This is a genomic window from Amycolatopsis kentuckyensis (assembly GCF_041679295.1).
Taxonomy (GTDB): domain Bacteria; phylum Actinomycetota; class Actinomycetes; order Mycobacteriales; family Pseudonocardiaceae; genus Amycolatopsis; species Amycolatopsis kentuckyensis_A.
Genome location: NZ_JBGDMD010000011.1, coordinates 192,586 through 213,540, shown reverse-complemented (window position 1 = coordinate 213,540; position 20,955 = coordinate 192,586). Strand labels below are relative to the sequence as shown.

At 71.9% G+C, this 20,955-nt stretch carries 17 protein-coding genes and 1 riboswitch; of the genes, 5 read left to right on the top strand and 12 right to left on the bottom strand.

Translation table 11 applies throughout. The features are described 5' to 3' along the window. The first annotated feature begins 48 nt into the window (after positions 1 to 48). Complete coding sequence (locus ACERZO_RS39310) at positions 49 to 426, top strand: DUF3224 domain-containing protein (protein WP_372671090.1); 378 nt, start codon at positions 49 to 51, stop codon at positions 424 to 426. Between the two features lie 113 nt (positions 427 to 539). Here the strand turns inward: ACERZO_RS39310 and ACERZO_RS39305 are convergent, their stop codons facing one another. From ACERZO_RS39305 to ACERZO_RS39295, 3 genes are all read right to left on the bottom strand, one after another. After that, a complete protein-coding gene (locus ACERZO_RS39305) occupies positions 540 to 1,589 on the bottom strand; it encodes a S1C family serine protease (protein WP_372671089.1) in 1,050 nt (349 codons plus the stop codon). Positions 1,590 to 1,687: 98 nt separating this feature from the next. After that, a complete protein-coding gene (locus tag ACERZO_RS39300; RefSeq protein WP_372671088.1) occupies positions 1,688 to 3,010 on the bottom strand; it encodes a M20 family metallopeptidase in 1,323 nt (440 codons plus the stop codon). A 39-nt stretch (positions 3,011 to 3,049) separates the two neighbouring features. Beyond that, entirely contained in the window at positions 3,050 to 3,802 is a 753-nt protein-coding gene (locus ACERZO_RS39295; protein WP_372671087.1) for a class I SAM-dependent methyltransferase, read from the bottom strand. A 143-nt stretch (positions 3,803 to 3,945) separates the two neighbouring features. Between ACERZO_RS39295 and ACERZO_RS39290 the strand changes: the two genes are divergently transcribed. The 3 genes from ACERZO_RS39290 (at position 3,946) to ACERZO_RS39280 (ending at position 7,615) form a co-directional block, all read left to right on the top strand. Then, positions 3,946 to 4,848, top strand: a complete 903-nt coding sequence (locus ACERZO_RS39290) for a DNA-3-methyladenine glycosylase family protein (protein ID WP_372671086.1) — start codon at positions 3,946 to 3,948, stop codon at positions 4,846 to 4,848. Positions 4,849 to 5,554: 706 nt separating this feature from the next. Further along, positions 5,555 to 6,328, top strand: a complete 774-nt coding sequence (locus ACERZO_RS39285) for a M50 family metallopeptidase (RefSeq protein ID WP_372671085.1) — start codon at positions 5,555 to 5,557, stop codon at positions 6,326 to 6,328. 54 nt (positions 6,329 to 6,382) lie between these two features. Continuing rightward, positions 6,383 to 7,615: an aldehyde dehydrogenase family protein gene (locus tag ACERZO_RS39280; protein WP_372671084.1), complete on the top strand. Its 1,233-nt coding sequence runs from the start codon at positions 6,383 to 6,385 to the stop codon at positions 7,613 to 7,615. A gap of 134 nt (positions 7,616 to 7,749) precedes the next feature. On the opposite strand, the gene ACERZO_RS39275 is transcribed toward ACERZO_RS39280, so the two are convergent. Beyond that, a complete protein-coding gene (locus tag ACERZO_RS39275) occupies positions 7,750 to 8,001 on the bottom strand; it encodes a hypothetical protein (RefSeq protein ID WP_372671083.1) in 252 nt (83 codons plus the stop codon). Positions 8,002 to 8,087: 86 nt separating this feature from the next. On the opposite strand from ACERZO_RS39275, the gene ACERZO_RS39270 reads away from it, so the two are divergent. Next, positions 8,088 to 9,179 (top strand): dihydrofolate reductase family protein, encoded by a 1,092-nt coding sequence (locus ACERZO_RS39270; RefSeq protein ID WP_372671082.1) that lies wholly within the window; start codon positions 8,088 to 8,090, stop codon positions 9,177 to 9,179. Here the strand turns inward: ACERZO_RS39270 and ACERZO_RS39265 are convergent. From ACERZO_RS39265 to pgsB, 8 genes are all read right to left on the bottom strand, one after another. Further along, a complete protein-coding gene (locus ACERZO_RS39265; protein WP_372671081.1) occupies positions 9,176 to 10,381 on the bottom strand; it encodes a chitinase in 1,206 nt (401 codons plus the stop codon). The two genes, ACERZO_RS39270 and ACERZO_RS39265, sit on opposite strands and share 4 nt — an antisense overlap. 453 nt (positions 10,382 to 10,834) lie before the next feature. Next, positions 10,835 to 11,917, bottom strand: a complete 1,083-nt coding sequence (locus ACERZO_RS39260) for a sensor histidine kinase (RefSeq protein ID WP_372671080.1) — start codon at positions 11,915 to 11,917, stop codon at positions 10,835 to 10,837. Next, entirely contained in the window at positions 11,914 to 12,570 is a 657-nt protein-coding gene (locus ACERZO_RS39255) for a response regulator transcription factor (RefSeq protein WP_372671079.1), read from the bottom strand. Before ACERZO_RS39255 ends, ACERZO_RS39260 begins: the two co-directional genes overlap by 4 nt. Positions 12,571 to 12,605: 35 nt before the next feature. Next, on the bottom strand, positions 12,606 to 14,444 hold the full coding sequence (locus ACERZO_RS39250) for an ArnT family glycosyltransferase (protein WP_372671078.1): 1,839 nt from the start codon (positions 14,442 to 14,444) through the stop codon (positions 12,606 to 12,608). Positions 14,445 to 14,483: 39 nt separating this feature from the next. Beyond that, positions 14,484 to 18,047: a cobaltochelatase subunit CobN gene (gene cobN / locus ACERZO_RS39245; RefSeq protein ID WP_372671077.1), complete on the bottom strand. Its 3,564-nt coding sequence runs from the start codon at positions 18,045 to 18,047 to the stop codon at positions 14,484 to 14,486. A 49-nt stretch (positions 18,048 to 18,096) separates the two neighbouring features. Next, positions 18,097 to 18,207, bottom strand: a riboswitch (cobalamin riboswitch). A 72-nt stretch (positions 18,208 to 18,279) separates the two neighbouring features. Beyond that, positions 18,280 to 19,287, bottom strand: a complete 1,008-nt coding sequence (locus tag ACERZO_RS39240; RefSeq protein ID WP_372671227.1) for an NlpC/P60 family protein — start codon at positions 19,285 to 19,287, stop codon at positions 18,280 to 18,282. 7 nt (positions 19,288 to 19,294) lie between these two features. Beyond that, positions 19,295 to 19,777 (bottom strand): poly-gamma-glutamate biosynthesis protein PgsC/CapC, encoded by a 483-nt coding sequence (locus ACERZO_RS39235; protein ID WP_372671076.1) that lies wholly within the window; start codon positions 19,775 to 19,777, stop codon positions 19,295 to 19,297. Then, positions 19,777 to 20,955, bottom strand: a complete 1,179-nt coding sequence (gene pgsB, locus ACERZO_RS39230) for a poly-gamma-glutamate synthase PgsB (protein WP_372671075.1) — start codon at positions 20,953 to 20,955, stop codon at positions 19,777 to 19,779. Before pgsB ends, ACERZO_RS39235 begins: the two co-directional genes overlap by 1 nt.

Sequence of the window (20,955 nt, the reverse complement as noted above, 5' to 3'; positions counted from 1 at the left end):
TCAGGTATGGCTGCCAAGCTGGCTCCACCATCGAGACAGGGGAAAGCCATGACCAGCACTGCGACCGCGTCGTTCGTCCTCGACAAGTGGGAGCCGCAGGCGACCGACGAGGCCGGCGGCACCGAGTTCGCCCGGGTGGCCATCGCCAAGACGTTCACCGGGGCGGTGGAGGGGACCAGCACCGTCGAGATGCTCTCGGCGTCCAACGCGACTTCGCGCGCGTATGTCGCCTTCGAACGTCTCGAGGTCTCAGTCGACGGCCGCAAGGGCGGCTTCGTCCTGCACCACACCGCCGACGACTCGGGCCTGACGCTCAAGATCCTCACCGGCTCGGGCTTCGGCGAGCTGGCCGGGATCTCCGGCACGGCGAACATCGAGATGGACGCCGAGCAGAACCACACGCTGGTCCTCAGCTACGACCTGTAGACAGCGCGAAGGCCGTTTCGAGAGCCCCCGATTGACTCTCGAAACGGCCTTCGCTGTCCCCGCTCCCCGAAAGCGGGTTGGACGGACCGCCCCGACCACGGCCCGTCCGCGTCCTAGTTGTTCACGATCTGGTCGACGATCTTCTTGGCGTCGTTGATCGGGATGGCGAAGCCGATCCCGACGCTGCCCGCCGAGCCGTTGGCCGAGGCCGTCGGGCTGTAGAGGGCGGAGTTGATGCCGATGACGTTGCCCTGGGCGTCGACCAGCGCGCCGCCGGAGTTGCCCTGGTTGATCGAGGCGTCCGTCTGGATCGCGGTGTAGCTCGGCGAGTCCTGCGCCTGGTTCGACGTGCGGCTGAACGGCGACTGCTGTTGCTGCTGGCCCTCGCCGATGTCGGACAGGTTCCGGTTGAGCGCGCTGACGATGCCGGTGGTGACGGTGTTCTGCAGGCCGCCCGGCGAGCCGATCGCGATCACCTGCTGGCCGACGACGAGCTTGCTCGAGTCGCCCAGCGTCGCGGCGGTCAGGCCGCTGGCGTTCTGGGCCTGGACCACGGCGATGTCCGCCTTGGTGTCCGCGCCGACCACGCTGGCCTGGTACTTCTTGCCATCGGACGTCGTGATCACGACGTTCTGGGCGCCGTCGACGACGTGCGCGTTGGTCAGGATCCGGCCGTCCGAGGTGAGGATGACGCCGGACCCGATGGCCTCGCCCTCGCCGGTGGTCACGTTGATCTGGACCACGCTCGGCGTCACCTTCGCCGCGACGCCGCTGACGTCGCCGGAGGCGGTCGAGTTGGCGACCGTCTGCCCGCTCGCGGCCGGCGTGCTCACCGACGTCGTCGCGCCGTCGGCCGAGTTCGTGGTCAGGCCGACGATCGCGGCGCCGCCGACCCCGCCGACCAGCGCGGCGCCGAGGGCGGTCGCGCTGACGAACATCGCGACGCGGCCGCCCTTGCGCGGCTTGGTCTTCAGCGCCGTAGGCGCCTGACCCGTCGGCGGCTGGTGCGTGAACAGAGGGTTCGGCGCGGCCTGGTGCTGGTAGCCGTAGTGCGGCGGCTGCGGCTGCGGCTGCTGCGCGTACGGCCCGTACTGCTGGGTGCTCTGGTGCGGCTGGTGCCCACCGGGTGAGGCGGGGCCGGGCCGACTCTCGTTCTCGGTCATGGCACTAGATTCGCGCCCGTGCTTGTGAACAGCCTGTGGAAATACCTCAGGCTTTGCTGAGAAGAATCAGCTGAGAAAACTCAGGTAATCCTCAGGCGTCACGCGAAGAACGACGGTACGTCCAGCGCTCCTCCCGCCGCCTCGAACTCGTCGTGCACCGCTTGCCGCAGCTCGGCGTCGCCCAGGTAGTCGGCGGCGGTCAGGGCCAGCCCGAGCGCGCCGTCCCGGACGCCCGCGTCGCCGGTCTCCGAACCGGCCGCGGCCGCGAACTCCTTGGTGTGCAACGCAACCGTCGGTCCCGAGACGGCGAGCATCGGGTGCAGCGCGGGCATCCGGTACGACAGGTTGCCCAGGTCCGTCGAGCCGGTCAGCGACTCCGGCACGATGCCCGGCGGGAGCGGCTTGCGGCCGGTACCGAGCTGGTTGGCCGTCCAGCGCGCGGCGAGCGCGGTGTTGAACCGGATCGGCAGGTAGGCGGCCTGGGCGTCCCAGATCAGCTCGACCCCGCAGCCGGTCATCGCCGCCGCGCCTTCGGCGATCGACGTCATGCGGGCGGCGAGGTCGCGCAGGGTGTCGGGGGTTTGGGAGCGCAGGTAGAACAGCAGCGCGGCGCGCGCCGGGATGACGTTCGGCCGCGCGCCGCCGTCGCTGAACACGCCGTGGACGCGGTCGCTCTGCGGGAGTTGCTGGCGCAGCGCGGAAACGCCCTGGTAGGCCGCGACGGCGGCGTCGAGGGCGTTGCGGCCCATGAACGGCTGGGCGCTCGCGTGGGCGCCGACGCCGTGGAAGACCATCTCCAGCTGGCGGCGGCCGAGGAACGGGTGCAATGCGATGTCGTGGCTGAACGGGTGCAGCATGATCACGGCGTCGACGTCGTCGAACACGCCGGCGCGGGCGAGGATCTCCTTGCCGCCCCCGCCTTCTTCAGCCGGCGTGCCGATGAGGCTGACGCGGCCGCCGAGCCGCTCGGCGACGGTGGCGGCGCCGAGGAAGCCGCCCGCGGCGGTCGTGCAGATGACGTTGTGACCGCAGGCGTGGCCGAGCCCGGGCAGCGCGTCGTACTCGGCGAGGACGGCGATGTGCGGACCGTCCCGAGGTGGCGTGCTGACGCGCAGCGCGGTGTCGAGCCCGCCGACGCCGACGGTCGCTTCGTGGCCGTGGCGCTTCAGGAGGTCTGCCAAGGCCTGTACCGACCGGTGCTCGGCGAACCCCTCCTCGGGGTGGGCGTGCAGATCTTGGCTCAACGCCACCAGATCGGGTGAACTGCGCTCGACCGCGGCGGTCACTTCGGCCCGCGTCGCCTCGTCCGCGCCGGTGTGCGGCGAGGACAGCGGTTCGGCGGCCGCGACGGCGTCGGCGGTGGCCTCGACCAGGGAACGCAGGTAGCTGTCGTCGGGCGGGACGGGCTCGTGGTGGGTCATGGGGCGATGCTAACCGCCAGCACCGACAATCCGCGGTGCTCAGCTCAGCCGGCCCGCCACGATCTGCGTGACGCCCGCGTACCGCTCGGTGATCCCGGTGAAGCCGCGGGCGCGCAGGCTCGCCGCGATCTCGCCCCGGTCGAACATCCGCTGCCCGCTCAGGATCCCGCCGACGGTCTCCGCGACTCGCGCGGGTTGCCAGCCCCGCCGGGCGCTGGTGAGCAACACGATCCGGCCGCCGGGTTTCAGCACGCGCGCGAAGGAGTCCAACGCGGTCTCGGGCTCGGCGAACATGTGGAGGGCGGCGAAGCAGCAGAGGCCATCCACAGTGGACTCTTTCAGCGGGAGGTGCACGGCGTCCGCGCGCAGGTAGGCGACGGAGCCAGGGCTTGCTTCGGCCGCGGCCTTGCCGAGCATCGAGCGCGCGCCGTCGAGGCCGACGGCGAGCCCGTCCGGCCCGACGGCCGCGCCGAACGCGCGCGTGAACCGGCCGGTCCCGCAGGCGACGTCGAGCGCGGTGTCGCCGGGTTTCAGGGCGAGCAGTTCCGTCGCGATCCAGACTTCGCCCGCCATGCTCGGCCCGAGCGGGCCCTTGAGCGCGCGGCCGAGCGCGGGGCGCCAGTACCGCTCGTAGACCTGCGGGAGGAGGGTGGTGCGCATCAGGCGCTGGGTGAGGCCGGTCGGCGGGCCGGCCTGGGGGGCGGTGCCCAGCAGGTCGAGGTAGCCGTCGCCGGCCTTCGCGGGCGTTTCGAGCAGGGCTTCGAGGCGTTCGGTGGCGGTCTTCGTCGGCATTGCGCTCCTCTCGGATACCGGCAGTATGTCAAATCCACTGCACTCGATCGAGTGAACAATCCGCGGGCTCAGGCGTTCGAGCCCCGGAATTGTCGGTGTCCCGGCCTAGCGTCGCAGCCGAGGTCCCGATCCGAGGAGGAGAGATGACGATTTCCATGCTGGGCAACGAGATCACGGTGCAGGGCGAGTTCGACCTGGCCGCGGCGGCCAGGTTCTTGACCGGCTTCGCGCCGGCGGGGCAGCCGGAAGCGGAACCGGGCGCGCTCCGGGTGGCGTTCCCGCTCGACGGCGAGTGGACCCCGGTGGGAGTGGTGCTGCGCCAGAGATCGCCGGGTGAGGTGTCGGTCGAGGTCCACGGCTCGCCTGCGTCGGCGGAAGCGGTGGTGGCCCAGGTGACGAGGATGTGCTCACTCGACATCGACGGCACCGGCTTCCGCGAGGTCGCCGGCCGCGACCCGGTGGTGTCCCTGCTGCAGGAGCTGCACCCGGGGTTGCGCCCGGTGCTGTTCGCGTCCCCGTACGAGGCGGCGTGCTGGGCGGTGCTGAGCCATCGCATCTGGATGACACAGGCGGTCCGCTTGCGCCGCCGCCTGGCCGAGCGCCACGGAACGGAGGTAGAGGTCGGCGGCAGCGTCCTGACGTCGTTCCCGGCACCGGCGGTGCTGGCGAAGCTGGAGTACCTGCCGGGCTTGTCGGGGCCGAAGATGCAGCGTTTGCGAGCGATCGCGGAAGCGGCCGGTGACGGCGCCCTCGACGCGGCTTCGCTGCGCTCGATGCCGGCGGACGAAGCACTGAAACAGCTACAAGTCCTGCCGGGAGTGGGCAGGTTCAGCGCGGAGCTGATCTTGATCCGCGGGGCAGGCCACCCGGACGTGTTTCCGAGGGCCGAGACGCGCCTCCACGAGATCATGCGCGAGGCGTACCACCTCCCGGACGCGGGGGTGGAGGAACTGGCGGAGATCGCCGAAGCGTGGGCGCCGTTCCGGAGCTGGGCGTCGTTCCTGTTCAGAGTGGAGGGAGAGGCCCGGATGAGGGAGTCCCGCTGAGCTGAGGGCCGACCTTCTCGGCTGGGTGGCTTGCCGATCGCGTCGGCTCGGTAGCTTGGCTGCGCGTCCGCGTCGGCCATGGCTCACTCACTGGTGAGCCGGCGTCGCCGAGCCGAGTCCGGCAGCCGCCGCTCGTCCCGCGTGGGCTCGCGGCCGCAGGACGCGGCTGACCGACTGGCGAGCAGCACAGCCGGCCCGAGTCGGCTCGAATCCAGCGGCCGACCGCTTGCCCGCGTGGGCCCGCCCGGGCCACACCTCACGCGCTGGTGAGCAGGCTCTGCTTGCCCGAGCCTGGCTCGATCGGGCGCCCGCTCGGCTGCCTCGCGCGGCGCTCGCCAGTGCCACAGCTCGTCCGCCGGCACGCGAGTACCGCCCGGCGCTGGGGTGGCTCGATCCCAGCGGCGTGGGCTGCCCGCTTGGGTCCGCGGCCGCCAGGCGCGGCTGCCCCACTGGTGAGCAGGCGCCGCCAGCCTGAGTCCGGCGGCCGCCCGCGCGACCCACGTGGGCCCGCGCCCGCCGAGGGCCGCGGCTCACTCGCCGGTGAGCGAGCACCGCCGGCCCCGCTCCCGCCGTCCGCGCACCGCCGAACCCGCCGCGCCGACCAAACCCGCGAAAGGAGACCACATCGACCCCTTACCCGAAGCCGCGAAACCGCGAGCCGTGGGGACTCACCGTAGCCAGATGTCGCCTGTGGTGAGGTGTTCGGGTGAGCTCGCCCGTTCAACTCGCGCTCGGCGATCCGGCCCGCGCCGGCGTCGGCGCTGCCCTCCGTGCGGCCGCCACCACTCCGTCGCTGCTCGAGCAGGCCCAGACCCCCGCCGTCATCACGCTCGTCGCCGGTGGGGTGGCGCTGCTGGTCGTGCTCGTCGGGGGCACTCCGTGGCGGATGGCGCGCAACTGCGTCACCATCGTGCACGAGGCCGGGCACGCGCTGGCCGCCGTGCTGGTCGGGCGGCGGCTGCAGGGCATCAAGCTGCACTCGGACACCTCGGGCGTCACCGTCTCGCGCGGCAAGCCCGAAGGGCCGGGCATGGCCTTCACCGCGATGGCCGGGTACCTGGCGCCGTCCGTGCTGGGGCTGCTGTTCGCCAGCCTGCTCGGCGCCGACCTGGTCGGGACTGTCCTGGGGCTGATCGCGCTGCTGCTGCTCGGCGTGCTGGTGATGGTGCGCAACGCCTACGGGGTGTTCACCGTCGTCGTCAGCGCCGTCGTGCTCGCGCTGGTCGCGTTCGTCGCGCCGGTCGAGGTGCAGGCTCCGTTCAGCTACCTCGTGACGTGGTTCCTGCTGTTCGGCGGCGTGCGGCCGGTGGTCGAGCTGCAGGTCAAGCGGCGGCGCGGCCAGGCCCGCGACTCCGACGCCGACCAGCTGGGCCGGCTCACCGCGGTGCCGCCGGTGCTGTGGGTGCTGGTCTTCGCCGTCGCGACGATCAGCTGCCTGATCGCCGGCGGGCTGTGGCTGTTGGAGCCCGTGGCCGCCTAGCCACGCCCATGCGGCAAACTGGTCTCCGCTGGTCCGCGCGGAGGGAGACGAACGATGGACGAGGTCGCCAAGGCCGTGGAGGAGTGCGCACGGGCGGCGAAGCTGGCCGCGCCGTCGCTCGCCGCCGCGAGTGCCGAAGCCGTCGACGCCGCCCTGACCGGGATGGCCGAGCGGCTGCTCGCCCACCGCGACGAGATCCTCGAGGCCAACCAGGCCGACGTCGAGCGCGCGAAGGCCGACGGGATGAGTGCCGGTCTGCTCGACCGGCTCACCATCACCCCGGAGCGCCTGACCGGCATGGCCGAGCAGCTGCGGCTGCTCGCCGGCGCCCCGCACCAGGAGCGCTCGGTCGACGTGTCCACCCTGGACGGCGGGCTGAAGCTGGTCGAGCGGCGACGCCCGGTCGGCGTCATCGGCGCGAACTACGAGGCGCGGCCGAACGTGACTGTCGACGTGGCGTCGCAGCTGGTCAAGTCGCGCAACGCGGGCGTGCTGCGCACCGGCTCGGCCGCACTCGGCTCGGCCCAGCGGCTGCGCGAGGTCGTCATCGCCCCGGCGCTGACCGAGGCCGGCATCGACGCCGACTGCGTCCAGCTGGTGCCGCGGACGGAGCGCGAGGCGGCGTCCGCGCTGGTCCGGCTGCCGAACCTGGTCCCGCTGGTGATCCTGCGCGGCAGCGGCGACAGCACCCGGGCGCTGGCCACCGAGGCGGCCGTCCACGGCGTGCGCACGCTGGCCCACGCCGACGGCGGCGGCGTCTTGTACGTCGACCGCGGCGCGGACGTCACGAAGGTGCGTGACCTCGTCTTCGCGAGCCTCGACCGGCTGGGCGTGTGCAACCGGCTGAACCTGCTGCTCATCCACGAGGGCATCCACGACGACGTCTGGCCCGGCATCGCCGACGCGCTGGCGGAGCGCGGGGTGACGCCGTCGCTGGCCCCGCACGAGCACGCGATCGGCTACGAGTGGGCGCTGGACTCCGACCGCGAGGCGACGGTCACGGTGGCCAAGGTCGGCGCGCTCGCCGACGCGGTCGAGATCGCCAACGAACAGACCTCGGGCCTGGCGGCGGGCATCGCGACCGAGGACACCTCGGCCGCCGACGCGTTCTTCGACGGCTACACCGGCACGGGCGTGTTCTGGAACGCCCCGACCCGCCTCCTCGACGGCTTCAAGCTGCTCGCGGTCCCGGAAACCGGCATCAACCTCGACAAGGTCCCCGGCCCCCGCGGCCCGGTGACGTACACGGACCTCTACGTCCGCCAGTACGCGGTCCTGCCCGCCTGACGCCGGCACGGGACGAATCCACGGCCGGCCCGCTCGGCCGAGCCGGGCGGGCCTTGCGCGGGCGGGCGGCTCGCGCGCAGCCGGGGCCGTGGGGCTCCGGCAGCACGCCGAGGCCCCGCCCGGCCCGACCTCCGCTAGATGGTCGGCCCCATGCTGGCCAACCGGCGGAGTTCCTTCACCGTGTCCGTCGCGTTGCACACCAGCTCCGTGCCTTCTCCCACGTCGCCCGCGTAGCGGTAGATCGCCGTCGGGCCGTCGCTGATCGCTATGGCCGCCACCAGGCGGCCCTCCGGGTCTCGGGTGAGTCCGGTCGTCACCGACACCTCGCGGCCGACCGTGTCGACCGTGGTCAGCGTCCGCTCCTTGTACCAGCCTCGCGTTGTCATGTTCAGAAAGCTCCGGGGGATGGGCTCGACAGGGATACGTCGTGAGACGCCCGGACGGCCGAGGGCGTTACGGCATACTGGGCCGCGTGATCACCCGGCCGCACGTCCTGCTGTCCGCCGCGCAGTCGCTCGACGGCTTCCTCGACGACACCTCGCCCGAGCGGCTCGTGCTGTCCACAGAGGACGATTTCGCCGTCGTGGACCGGTTGCGGGCCGAGGCCGACGCGATCTTCGTCGGCGCCGGGACCGTGCGGGCCGACAACCCGCGGCTGCTCGTGCGATCCCCCGAGCTGCGGCGACGACGTCTGGAACGAGGGAAACCCGAACAACCCGTCAAGGTCACCGTCACCACCCGCGGCCTCGACCCCGACGCGCAGTTCTTCACCGTCGGGGACACCGAAAAGATCGTCTACGCCCCGCCTGGCGCCGCCGACGCGCTGAAGCACGTCGCCACCGTCGTCGATGCCGGGAATCCACCCGAATTCGCGCGGGTCCTGGACGACCTCGGCGCGCGCGGTATCGAAAACCTGCTGGTCGAGGGCGGCGGTGGGATCCACACCCGGTTCCTCACCGAAGGCCTCGCCGACGAGCTGCGGCTCGCGATCGCGCCGTTCTTCGTCGGGCAGCCGGACGCGCCGCGGTTCGTCGGGCCCGGGCTCTACCCGCGTCCGTTGCTCCTCACGAGCGCCGAAGAACTGCAGGGGATGGCGATCCTCCGGTACCGCGCGGCGCCCGAGCCGACCGGCCGGGACATCGCGCGCCTGCGGGAAGCCATCGCGCTCGCCGCCGAATGCCCGCCGAGCCACACCTTCCGGGTCGGGGCCGTCATCACCGACGCCGCCGGCGAAGTCGTCGCCACCGGGCATTCCGGTGAGGGGGATCCGCTCAACCACGCCGAGGAAGCCGCGCTCGCCAAGTGCGCCGGCGATCCGCGCCTGGCCGGCGCGACGATGTACAGCTCGCTGGAGCCGTGCAGCCACCGCAGCTCGCACCCGCGCAGCTGCACGCAGCTCATCCTCGACGCCGGGATCCCGCGGGTCGTGTTCGCCTGGCGCGAGCCGCCCGTCTTCGTCGACGCCCGGGGTACCGAGCTGCTGCGCGAAGCCGGGCGGCACGTCGTGGAGGTTCCCGCGCTGACCCCAGAGGTCCAGCGCGAGAACACCCACCTCGAGTTCTAGCAGGCGCCGTTGTCCGCCCAGACGCCCCACTCGCCGGTGGTGCCGGGCTCTTCGCCCTGCGTCCACCACTTGGCCGTCCACTTGTGGCCGTTGTGCGAAACGGCGTCGTCCTTGACGTAGACCTTCGTCCGGTCCCACTCCGCCGCGGTGCAGGAGCCGCCGCCCGGGGTGGTCGGGGTCGTCGTCGCGGTCGGCGTCGTCTGCGGCGGCGTAGCGCCGGCGAAGCGGACGCTGAACTTCGTGAAGTCCCAGTCGTTCTGCGGGACGTTGCTGCAGACGCCGTTGTCGGTCGTGCCGACGCAGGCGCGGTCGCGGTTGACCGACCAGAACGTGAAGCGGCCGAGGCCGTGGCTCGTCGCGTAGTCGTAGACCGTCTGGAAGTCCGCCGTGTAGAACATCTCCGCCGCGTCCGACTTGCCGTTCATGCCCGAGAAACCCTCGTGCGAGTACGCGGTCGCGCTGTCCCACCCCAGGTGCGACGTCAGCAGGCCGTGGAACGCTTCCAGCGCCGACACCTGCGACGAGCCGCCGTTGAACCCGCCGTCGAACGGCATGATCGAGAAGTTGTTGGGCGTGAAGCCGATCGACTTCGCCTGGTCGAGCAGCTGTGTGCCGAACCAGCCGGTGCCGGCCGCGGTGCCCGGCATGGTCACCGACACGAAGAGGCCGGGGTTGTTGGCCTGCAACGTCTTCGCCGCGCCGAGCTCGTTCGCGATGGCCGCGGTGTTCTCGTACTCGGGCTCTTCGAGGTCGAAGTCGATCGCCTTGAGCGAGTACTTCGTGATGACCTGCTGGTAGGCGGCGGCGGTCGCCGCGACGGTGCCGCAGGTCTGGCCGAGCTTCGTGCCGCCGTAGCCGCCGACGGACACCGAGACGTCGCCGCCCGCGCCGCGGATCCGCGAGATCACGTTCGCGACCGTGGTGTCGGAGGAAACCGCGTTGGTGCCGTCCCAGGTCGGGCTGCAGCCGCCGCCGTTGGGCGCCAGGATGAACGCCAGCTGGAACGCCTTGAGCCCGGTCGCGTTCATCACGGTGATCGGGTCGGGCGGGTTGTTGCTCACGGGCATCAGGTAAGGCGCGGCGGCGTACCAGTTGTTGCTCAACGCCGCGGTGGCCGACGGCGCGCCGAGCACGAGGCTCACGGCGGTGGCGGCGAAAGTGGCGGCGGCGAGCCCGATGGCGGCCAGTCTGCTCCTGCGCATGATCTGTCCTCCCGGTGGGGATCGAGGGTGGACAAACTATTGGACTAGACCATTGATGAAGTCAAGACGCGAAGGTCGGATAGGGGGAAACGGCGGGCGATAAGCGCCGGAATATCCGAAATTGGTCCGCGATCGAGGACGCGCGGGTGAGGTCGAGCCGGTTCCGCGTGGTGGCGGAGGCGGGAGAGTAAGGCTGCGGCCGGTTTCCCGCGCGCCGAGGCGAGGCGCTACGGCGGTGAAGGGCAACGGCGCCGGAGATTCGGGCAAGCGGCGGTGCGAGCAAACGAGCGCGGCGGTGCGGCCGAGGCGGCGGCGGGCGAGGGCGAGGCGGTGCCGAGCAAACGAGCGCGGCGGTGCGGCTGAGGCGGCGGCGGGCGAGGGCGAGGCGGTGCGGGCAAACGATCGGCGGTGCGGGCGAGCGCGCCGAAGCGCGGCGCCCCGAAGCAACGCACCTCAAGCTGCCGGCAGCGTCACGACCACCACCAAGCCACCTTCCGGCCGCGCCGTCGCGACGACTTCCCCGCCGTGCGCGTGCGCCACCGAGCGCACGATCGACAACCCCAGCCCCGCGCCCTCGGCAGCCACCCGGGCCCGCCGGTGGAACGGGTCGAACAGCGCCGGCACCTCAGCCGGCGGGATCACCGGTCCGCTGTTCGCCACTTCCAGCTCCACCCGCCCCGGCCGCGACCGGGTCGTCACGCGCACCCAGCCGTCCGGCACGTTGTGGCGGAGGCCGTTCTCCACCAGGTTGTGCGCCAGCCGCTCCAGCATCAGCGCGTCGCCCGGCGCCGTCGCCTCGCCGAGATCGGCGAGCACCTCCGGCGGCACCACGTGCGCGACCACGGCCGCCAGGTCGACCGGGCAGCGCTCGGTCAGCGCGCTCTCCGACCGGGCCAGCAGCAGCAACCCGCTGATCAGCTTTTCGTGCCGCGCGTTGATCTCCAGCAGCTTGCCGCCGAGCTGCCGGACGTCGTCCGACGCCGTGCGGCGGTGCATCGCCACCTCGACCAGCGACCGGTTCAACGTCAGCGGCGTGCGCAGCTCGTGCGACGCGTTCGCGACGAACCGGCGTTGCGCGTCGAACGAGCGGTCGAGGCGCTCGACCATCACGTCGAACGCGTCGGCGAGGTCCTTCACCTCGTCGTCCGGGCCGCGCAACGCGATCCGCGCGTGGCCGCCCGGGTCGGCCGCCGCCGCGATGCCGCGCGCGGTGTCCGTCACCTGCCGCAACGGCGCCAGCGCGCGCCCCGCCACCAGCCAGCCCAGCGCGGCCGCCAGCACCGCCACCGCGCCGAGCGCGATCGCCCCCTGCGTCAGCAGCGACGTCGCCGCCGCGGCGCGCACCTGCCGCGCCTGCTCGTCGAGGGCCTCGAGCGACGGCAGCGTGGGCAGTCCCGGCGGCGGGCTGCCCGAGATCACCGTGACCCGCCGGCCGACCTGCTGGGTGAACAGCAGGTACGTCACGCCCAGCAGCACGCCGCCGGCCAGCAGGAACAGGCCGCCGTACAGGACGGTCAGCCGCAGCCGGAGGCTCACCGGAGCCGGTAGCCGACGCCGGTGACCGTCTCCACCAGCGGCGGGTCGCCGAGCTTGCGGCGCAGCTTGAGGATGGTGAGCCGGACGGCGCCGGTGAACGGGTCCGCGTGCTCGTCCCACACCTTCTCCAGCAGGTGTTCGGCGGACACGGCCGCGCCGTCCGCGCGCAGCAGCTCGGCGAGCACGGCGAACTCCTTTTTGGACAGCGGCAGGTAGCGCCCGTCGCGGAACACCTCGTGCCGCGCCGGGTCGAGCGTGACGCCGGAGCGGCACAACACCGGCGGCGCGGCCGGCCGGCAGCGCCGCCCCAGCGACTGGATGCGCGCGGCCAGTTCGGGGAAGGCGAACGGCTTCGTCAGGTAGTCGTCGGCGCCGAGGGACAGTCCCGCGACGCGGTCGGTGACCTCGACCGCGGCGGTGAGCATCAGCACCCGCGTCGCCGCCTCGGACGCGACGACCTGCCGGCAGACGTCGTCGCCGTGCACGACCGGCAGGTCCCGGTCGAGCACGACGACGTCGTAGTCGTGGACGGCGATCCGGTCGAGCGCGGCACCGCCGTCGTGGGCGATGTCGACCGCGTGCGACTCGTCGCGCAGCCACTCCGCGATCGCGTCCGCGAGCATCGGCTCGTCTTCCACCACCAATACCCGCATGCCCCGATGATCGCCGCGGCGGTGTTTCCTCGCCGTTAGCGGCACCGGTAAAGCGTGTCCGCGCCGCCGATGACGCGCGTCGGGCCCGGGTGGCCGCCACCGTACGCGCCCGCGTCGACGATCGTGCAGTGCTGCTCGATCCAGCGTTGGCGTTCGCCCTGGACGGGGCTCCGCGGCGGCCCGGGCGGGGTGCCGGCGCCGCTCAACACGTACCGCAACTTGCCCTCCGCGAGCCAGCGGTCGAGCTGCGCGACCGACGGCGCGTCGTCGCGGCCGCCGAAGCCGCCCATGCCGATCACGGTCGCGTCGGAGTCGATGAGGAACGGCGCGACCGCGCCCGCTTCGGCGTTCACCGCCAGGGTGATTTCGGTCCCGTCGCGACGGGCGTAGTCGAGGATGCGGCGTTGCTCGTCGGACAGCGTGGCGGTGCCGTCGCCGCCGGAGAGCATCAACCGCGGTCCCGGTCCGCCGGGCGACGGCGGGGGCGGCGCGCCCGGTCCGGTGGCCGGGCCGGCGGCGGGCAGCGTCCCGGCCGACGTGCTCTGCGCGGCGGCGTACGACCACACGGCGGGCGTGAGCAGCAGCGGCACCAGCGCGGCGGCGAGTGTCCACCGGTCGCGCGCGACGAGCAGGCCCGCGATGGCCGCCGCGGCGGTGCCGGCGACCGCCCAGCGCGTCCAGCCGTGGAACGACGTGTCGCGCGAAGTCAGGACGAACGCCCAGGCCGCGGTCAGCGCGATGACCAGGGGGAGCAGGGTCCGCCGGTACCGCCGCCACAGCAGCGCCAGCCCGGCGGCGGAGACCGCGGCGACGGCGGGGGCCATCGCCGTCGTGTAGTACGGGTGCCAGATGCCGCCGGCGAAGCTGAAGACCACGGCCGTCACGAGCAGCCAGCCGCCCCAGAGCAGCCAGCCGGCGTCGCGCCACCGGCGCCCGATGACGACCAGGACGACGAGGGACAGCGGCAGCAGCCACGAGATCTGCCCGCCGACGAGGTCGTTGAACATCCGGCCCGGTCCGGGGTCGCCGCCGAAGGAGCTCATGGTCTGCTGCCCGTTGCGCATGATCATCATGCCGCCGCCTTCGCCGTCGCCGGAGAGGCGGCCGAAGCCGTTGTAGCCGAAGACGAGGTCCCACGCGGAGCCGTCTTCGCTGCCGCCCATATACGGCTTGGCGCCGGGCCACCAGTCGTAGAGCGCGATCCACCAGAACGACGAGACGACGAGCACGAGGCCCGCGCCGAGGACGTCGAGCAGGCGACGTCGCAGCGGCCCGCTCGTCCCGGCGAGGTAGGCGGCGACCAGCGCGGGGACGATGATCCACGCTTGCAGCATCTTGGTGAGGAAGCCGCAGCCGACGAAGAAGGCGCACCACCACAGCCAGTGCCGGCCGTCCCGGAGCGCGCGGGTGAGCGCGTACGCGGCGGCGACGAGGAAGAGGACGAGCAGGGTGTCGGGGTTGTTGTCGCGGTTGATGATGACGGTGACCGGGGTCAGCGCGAGGATGGCGGCGGCCAGGAGGGCGACGTTCTCGCCGGCCCAGATCCGGACGGTGCGGTGCAGGAGGAACACCGCGGCGACGCCTTCGAGGACCTGGGGCAGCAGCAGGGCCCAGCCGTGGAAGCCGAAAACCAGGACGGAGAGGGCTTGCGGCCACAGGGCCATCGGCGGTTTGTCGACGGTGACGACGCCGTAGGGGTCGAAGGAGCCGAAGAGGAAGTTGGTGAAGCTTTCGGTCATCGACTTGGCGGCGGCGGAGTAGTAGGTGTTCCCGAGCTGCCCGTCGCCGATCTTCCAGGCGTAAAGCAGGGCGGCGCCGAGGCAGACGAGGGGAAGCGCCCAGGGACGGGTTTTCGGAGGGGCAGCGGTGATCATGGCCGCCACCCAACTCCGGCCCGCGTTTCCCAGGCGTTTCTACTCCGACTCGAGGTCACCCTCCAGGGACAGGTACACCTCGCGCATCTTCTCCAGCAGCGAAGGGTCCGGCTCCTCCCAAAGCCCCCGGTCCGCGGCCTCGTTCAACCGCTCCACGATCCCCCGCAGCGCCCACGGGTTCGCCTGCCGCAGGAACTCCTGGTTCACCTCGTCCAGCACGTACGACTCGGTCAGCTTCTCGTACATCCAGTCGCCGACCACGCCCGCCGTCGCGTCGAAGCCGAACAAGTAGTCCACTGTGGCCGCCAGCTCGAACGCCCCCTTGTACCCGTGCCGTCGCATCGCCGCCAGCCAGCGCGGGTTGACCACCCGGGCGCGGAACACCCGGGCCGTCTCCTCGCCCAGCGTCCGCGTGCGGACCGCGTCCGGGGACGTGCTGTCGCCCACGTACGACGCCGGGGCCGTGCCCGTCAACGCCCGGACCGTCGCGATCATCCCGCCGTGGTACTGGAAGTAGTCGTCCGAGTCCGCGATGTCGTGCTCGCGCGTGTCCGTGTTCTTCGCCGCCACCACGATGCGCTTGTACGAGTTCTCCATGTCCTCGCGCGCCGGGCGGCCGTCCAGGTCTCGGCCGTACGCGAAACCTCCCCAGACCGCGTACACCTCCGCCAGGTCCTTGTCGTCGCGCCAGTTTCCGCTGTCCATCAACGGCAGCAAACCCGCGCCGTACGCGCCCGGCTTCGAACCGAAGATCCGCGTTGTCGCCCGGCGGGAATCGCCGTGTGCGGCCATGTCCGCGGAAACGTGCGCCCGGACGAAGTTCTCCGACGACGGTTCGTCCAAAGAGGCCACCAGGCGCACCGCGTCGTCGAGAAGCGTGATCACGTGCGGGAACGCGTCCCGGAAGAAGCCGCTGATCCGGATCGTCACGTCGATGCGCGGCCGGCCCAGCTCCGCCAGGGGAATCGCTTCGATCCCCGTCACGCGCCGCGATGCTTCGTCCCACACCGGCTGGACTCCCAGCAGCGCCAGGACTTCCGCCGCGTCGTCGCCCGACGTGCGCATCGCCGACGTTCCCCACACCGACAACCCGACCGAGCGCGGCCAGTCGCCGTTGTCCTCGCGATAGCGGCGAAGCAGCGAGTCCGCCAGTGCCTGCCCCGTCTCCCACGCCAGCCGGCTCGGGATGGCCTTCGGGTCGACCGTGTAGAAGTTGCGGCCCGTCGGCAGGACGTTCACCAGCCCGCGCAACGGCGATCCGCTCGGCCCTGCCGGGATGTACCCGCCGTCCAGCGCGTGCAGCACCGCGTCCAGCTCCGCGGACGTTCCCGCCAGTCGCGGCACGATCTCGGAAGCCGCGAACGAAAGCACCCGCGCGACCTCGGCGTCCGACGTCACCGACGCAACCGCCGAGACGTCCCACGAGCGCGCCTCCATCTCCGAGACCAACGCACGAGCCGTCGTCTCGACAGTGTCCACTTCGGACAGCGGCGCGTCTTCCTTCAGTCCCAACGCGGACCGCAGCCCCGGCACCGCGCCCTGCTTGCCGCCCCACATCTGCTGTGCCCGCAGCATCGCCAGCACCAGGTTGACGCGTGCTTCGCCGGTCGGCGCCGAACCCAGCACATGGAGCCCGTCGCGGATCTGCGCGTCCTTGACCTCGCAGAGCCAGCCGTCGATGTGCAGCAGGAAGTCGTCGAACTCCGCGTCGTGCGGGCGTTCGTCGACGCCGAGGTCGTGGTCCAGCTTCGCCGCCTGGATCAACGTCCAGATCTGCGCGCGGATCGCCGGCAGCTTCGCCGGGTCCATCGCCGCGATGTTCGCGTGCTCGTCGAGCAGCTGTTCCAGCCGCGCCAGGTCGCCGTAGGACTCCGCGCGCGCCATCGGCGGGATCAGGTGGTCGACGATCGTCGCGTGCGCCCGCCGCTTCGCCTGCGCGCCCTCGCCCGGGTCGTTGATCAGGAACGGGTACACCAGCGGCAGGTTCCCGAGCACCGCGTCCGGCGCGCACGACGCCGACAGCCCGGCCGTCTTGCCCGGCAGCCACTCCAGGGACCCGTGCTTGCCCAGGTGGACGACCGCGTGCGCGCCGAACTCCTCCTCCAGCCACCGGTACGCGGCCAGGTAGTGGTGGCTCGGCGGCAGGTCCGGGTTGTGGTAGATCGCGACCGGGTTCTCGCCGAACCCGCGCGGCGGCTGGATCATGATGATCACGTTGCCGCTCTGCAGCGACGCCAGCACGATGTCGCCGTTGTCGACGTACAGCTCACCGGGCGCCGGGCCCCAGTGCTCCTCGACGCCCGCCCGCAGCTCCGCGGGCAGCTCGGCGAACCACTCGCGATACCGGGAAGCGGGCACCCGGATCGGGTTGCCGGACAGCTGTTCCTCGGTCAGCCACTCCGGGTCCTGCCCGCCGGCGGCGATCAGCGCGTGGATCAACGCGTCCCCGTCGGGCTGGTCGGTGCCGGTCGGGTCGACGCCGGGAAACGCGTCCGGTCCCAGGTCGTAACCCTGGGCGCGCATCCGCCGCAGCAGCTCGATCGCCGACGCCGGCGTGTCCAGCCCGACCGCGTTGCCGACGCGAGAGTGCTTCGTCGGGTACGCGGACAGCATCAGCGCGATCCGCCGAGAAGCCGGTGGGGTATGACGCAGGCGGGCGTGCGCCAGCGCGATGCGAGCGACGCGGGACGCGCGTTCGGTGTCCGGCACGTACCGGGGGAGACCGTCCTCGTCCAGCTCCTTGAACGAGAACGGCACCGTGATCAGCCGCCCGTCGAACTCCGGGACGGCCATCTGGTTCCCGGCGTCGAGCGGCGACAGGCCGTCGTCGTTGGCCGCCCACGTCTCGCGGTCGCTGGTCAGGCACAGCGCCTGCAGGATCGGGACGTCGAGCGCGGCCATCTCGGCGACGTCCCACGCCTCGTCGTCGCCCCCGGCGCCCACCTCGGACGGCCGCGTGCCGCCCGCCGCGAGCACCGTGACCAGCAGGGCGTCCACCTTCCCCAACTCGGCCATCATCTCCGGCTCGCGCGTACGCAGCGAAGCACAGTAGATCGGCAACGCGCGCCCGCCCGCCGCTTCGATTTCGTCGGCGAGCGCGTGCACGAAGTGCGTGTTCCCGGACAGGTGGTGCGCCCGGTAGTACAGGATGCCGATGACCGGGCCGTCACCCCGCGAAGGACGTTCGAGGACGCCCCATTCGGGCTGGCGGGCGGGCGGCTCGAAGCCGTCGCCGGTCAGCAGGAGCGTGTCGGAGAGGAACCGGTGCAGCTGCGTGAGGTTCGCCGGCCCGCCCTGCGCCAGGTAGGCGTGGGCCTCGGCGGCGATGCCGGCCGGGACGGTCGAGAGCTTCATCAGCTCGGCGTCCGGCGTCTGCTCCCCGCCCAGGACGACGACGTGCGCGCCCGACGCCCGCAGCGTGTCCAGGCCGTCCTGCCAGGTCCGCGGGGTGCCGAGAATCCGGACGACCACGATCTTCACGCCATCCAAGAGCGCGGGCAGCTCGCCGACGTCGATGCGCGACGGGTTCGCGAGCCGGTACGAGCCCTCGGCCGAACGGGCGCTGAGCAGGTCGGTGTCCGAAGTGGACAGCAGCAGGATCACGAGGTTCCTCCTCGGGGTCCGCGCCCCGGGTAGACGGGCGCGCCGGCCGGAGTTCCTGGCTCTCGGAGCCCCGACGTACTCCCTCCCTCGGAGGGGCAATCGGATACAGCGCTCTCCGATGACAGTGGCGGGACCGCCCCGGACTCTCACCGGGTTCCTCCACCTGCCGACGCGTGGGTATCGGCTCCACTCTCCGGTGCCGGTCGAGGTGCGTCAAGGTGACGTACGTGGCTTAGAGGCGCTTCGCCGCGCGGAACGCCTTCGCGTACGTCCCGGAGCCGTCGATCAGCGACACCCCGCCGGCGTCCCCGAAGGTCGGCCCGTTCGCCACCTTCCGGCTGGACAGCACGCGGTGGTGGCCGTCGCTGTCGATGCCCAGGTAGATGCCCGTGTGCGACACCTGCGTCCCCAGCTGGGGCTCGAGGTTGAAGAACAGCACGTCACCCGGTTGGAGCGTGCTGAAGTCCGTCGCCTGCTTCTTCTCGTCGTGGATGACCTCGGTGCCCGGGCCCAGCTCCGACAGCGCCCACGCCCGGCGCGGCAGGCCGGGGCCCTTCGTGTTCGTCCCGAGCAGCGGGTAGCCCGACCGGTAGCCGTACACCATCCGCACGAACCCGGAGCAGTCCAGCGACCGCGCTCGCGCCGGCTCCGCCGCCTCGTGGACGCCACCCGGGAAGTCCCAGCCGATGCCCAGGTAGTCGTAGAAATCCGACTTCTCGAGCCGGCCCTCGGCGCTGTCCGGGCCGAAGTTGGCGTCCCCGGCGATCCGCAGCTTCTTCGCGGTCTGGTCGGCCGCGCCGTCGGTGTACTGCAACGCGATGGCCAGGATGTCCGGATCGGTGTCGCCGACCGCCTTCGGCAGCCAGTCGGTGAACCACTTCTCCTTCTCCGCGCCCCCGTGCCACACCTGCGGCGCGAGCCGGATCCAGGCCGTCGAGGTGATGCTGACCTTGGTGAACTTCGGCTCGGTGAAGGTCCGCGAGCGGCCCGTCAGCATCGCCGTGCGGGAGCCGTCGGTGAAGGACGCGAGCTGCGCGCCCGCCGCGTCGCGCACGACCGTCCGGGCCGGGTTCTCCAGCCGCTCGTAGGTGTACCCGCCGGTGACGGCCGCGCCCGAGGGCGCGGCCGACGCCGAGATGGCCGTGATGCCCTGCCGGTCCTGCGTGGCGACGTAGACCGCCGCCGTGCCGGACACGCCGATGACCGCGGCCAGCACGCCGATCCGGACCGCCTTGCGCATCGTCACCTCACACCGTGGGAACCAGCCCGACCAGCACCCCGCTGATCAGGATCGCGTAGCTGGCCAGGCTCACCCCGCCGGTCGCGAGCATCGTGGCCACCGGCTTCTGCCGCACCAGCTGGTAGGCGACCAGGCCGGGCACGACGAACCCGAGCGTCTGGTGCACGAACAGCAGCGGGAAGTCGGCCTGGAGGAAGAGGAGCAACGTCGTCTGGAGCACGACGCCGAGCAGCACGACCGCGGCGAAGAGCCGCTTGCCGTAGAGGATGACCATGCGCTGCAACGCTTTCGTGCCGCCGAAGGTCAGCGCCGTCATCAGGACGATGATCGCCGCGCGCCGGTAGTCCTCGACCATGGTCAGCGCGATCCAGCCGGGTGTGATCATCCCGCCGGGCGACAGGTTCGTCGTGAGGTAGCAGACCAGCGACAGCAGCAGGCCGATGGCCAGGCCGACGGTGGCGACCTCGGGGGCGAGGGACGTGGTGAGCATCAGGCGACCGGTTCCAGTTTGGCGAGTTCCTCGATGAGCAGTTCCCCCTGGCCGTGGATGTTGCCGATGGCGATCAGCGACGCCTGGCGCCCGACGCCGCCGACGATCCCGCGCAGCAGTTCCCGCGGCGACCGCGAACCGCCGAGGTCGACGACGCGGTCGTGCCACTCGCTCGGGATCGCGACCCGCGCGCTGCGCGTCGGCTCGCCGATCAGCACCACGCGTTCCGGGGCGATCTTCGGGATGAGCGCGCCCATCTGGCCGTTGCGTTCGACGCGGTCCGGGCGGCAGTTGATGATCACGTGCAGCGGGTCGCTGATCGCGCCCTGGCGGCGGAGCTGGTCGATGTTCAGCAACGTCGATTCGGGGTCGTTCGCGGCGAAGACGTTGGCGAAGCGCAGGAGCCGCCGTCCGGCGCGGTACCGGTGGACCTGCAGCACGCCCGGGTCCGGCGGCGCGGCCCACATGCCTTCCAGCGCGAGCTGCCGGTTGACGTTGAGCAGGTCCGCCACGGCCAGCGCGATGGCGACGTTCTCCTTGAACGTGATCCAGCTGAAGCGGCGCATCTCGGCGTCGGTGACCGATTCGGGGTCGACGGCGATGAGCTCGCAGTTCCGCTTGTCGGCCTCCTCTTGCAGGATGTGCAGCCGGTCCTTCTCCGCGGTCAGGCAGATCCCGCCGACCGGCATCGACCGGCTCAGCGAGCGGGCGACGTCGTCGAGCGTGGGACCCATCTCGGCGAGGTGGTCCTCGCGGACGTTGCAGAGCACGCCGATGGTCGAGCGGATCAGCTTGCTCTGGTTGATCTCCTGCAGGTCCGGCATGACGGCCATGCACTCGATGACCAGCGCGTCGGGCCGGTAGGCGGCGGCCCGGCGGACGATGCCGATCTGCTCGACGACGTTCGCGATGCCGAACTTGCGGTAGACCGGCTCCTCGCTGCCGTCGGGGTGGATGAACCGGGCCGCCGTACCGGTGGTCTTCGCCGTGGTGACGAGCCCGCCGCCGCGCAGCGCGCCCGCGCAGAGGCGGGTGATGGACGACTTGCCGCGGATGCCGTTGACCAGCACGCGCGTCGGGATGCTGTGCAGGTGCTTGTAGTGCTGCCGCTGCTCGGCGATCCCGGCGGCCAGCATCGCCGCCGATGCCAGGACCAGCACGACGTAGAGGAACGTCAC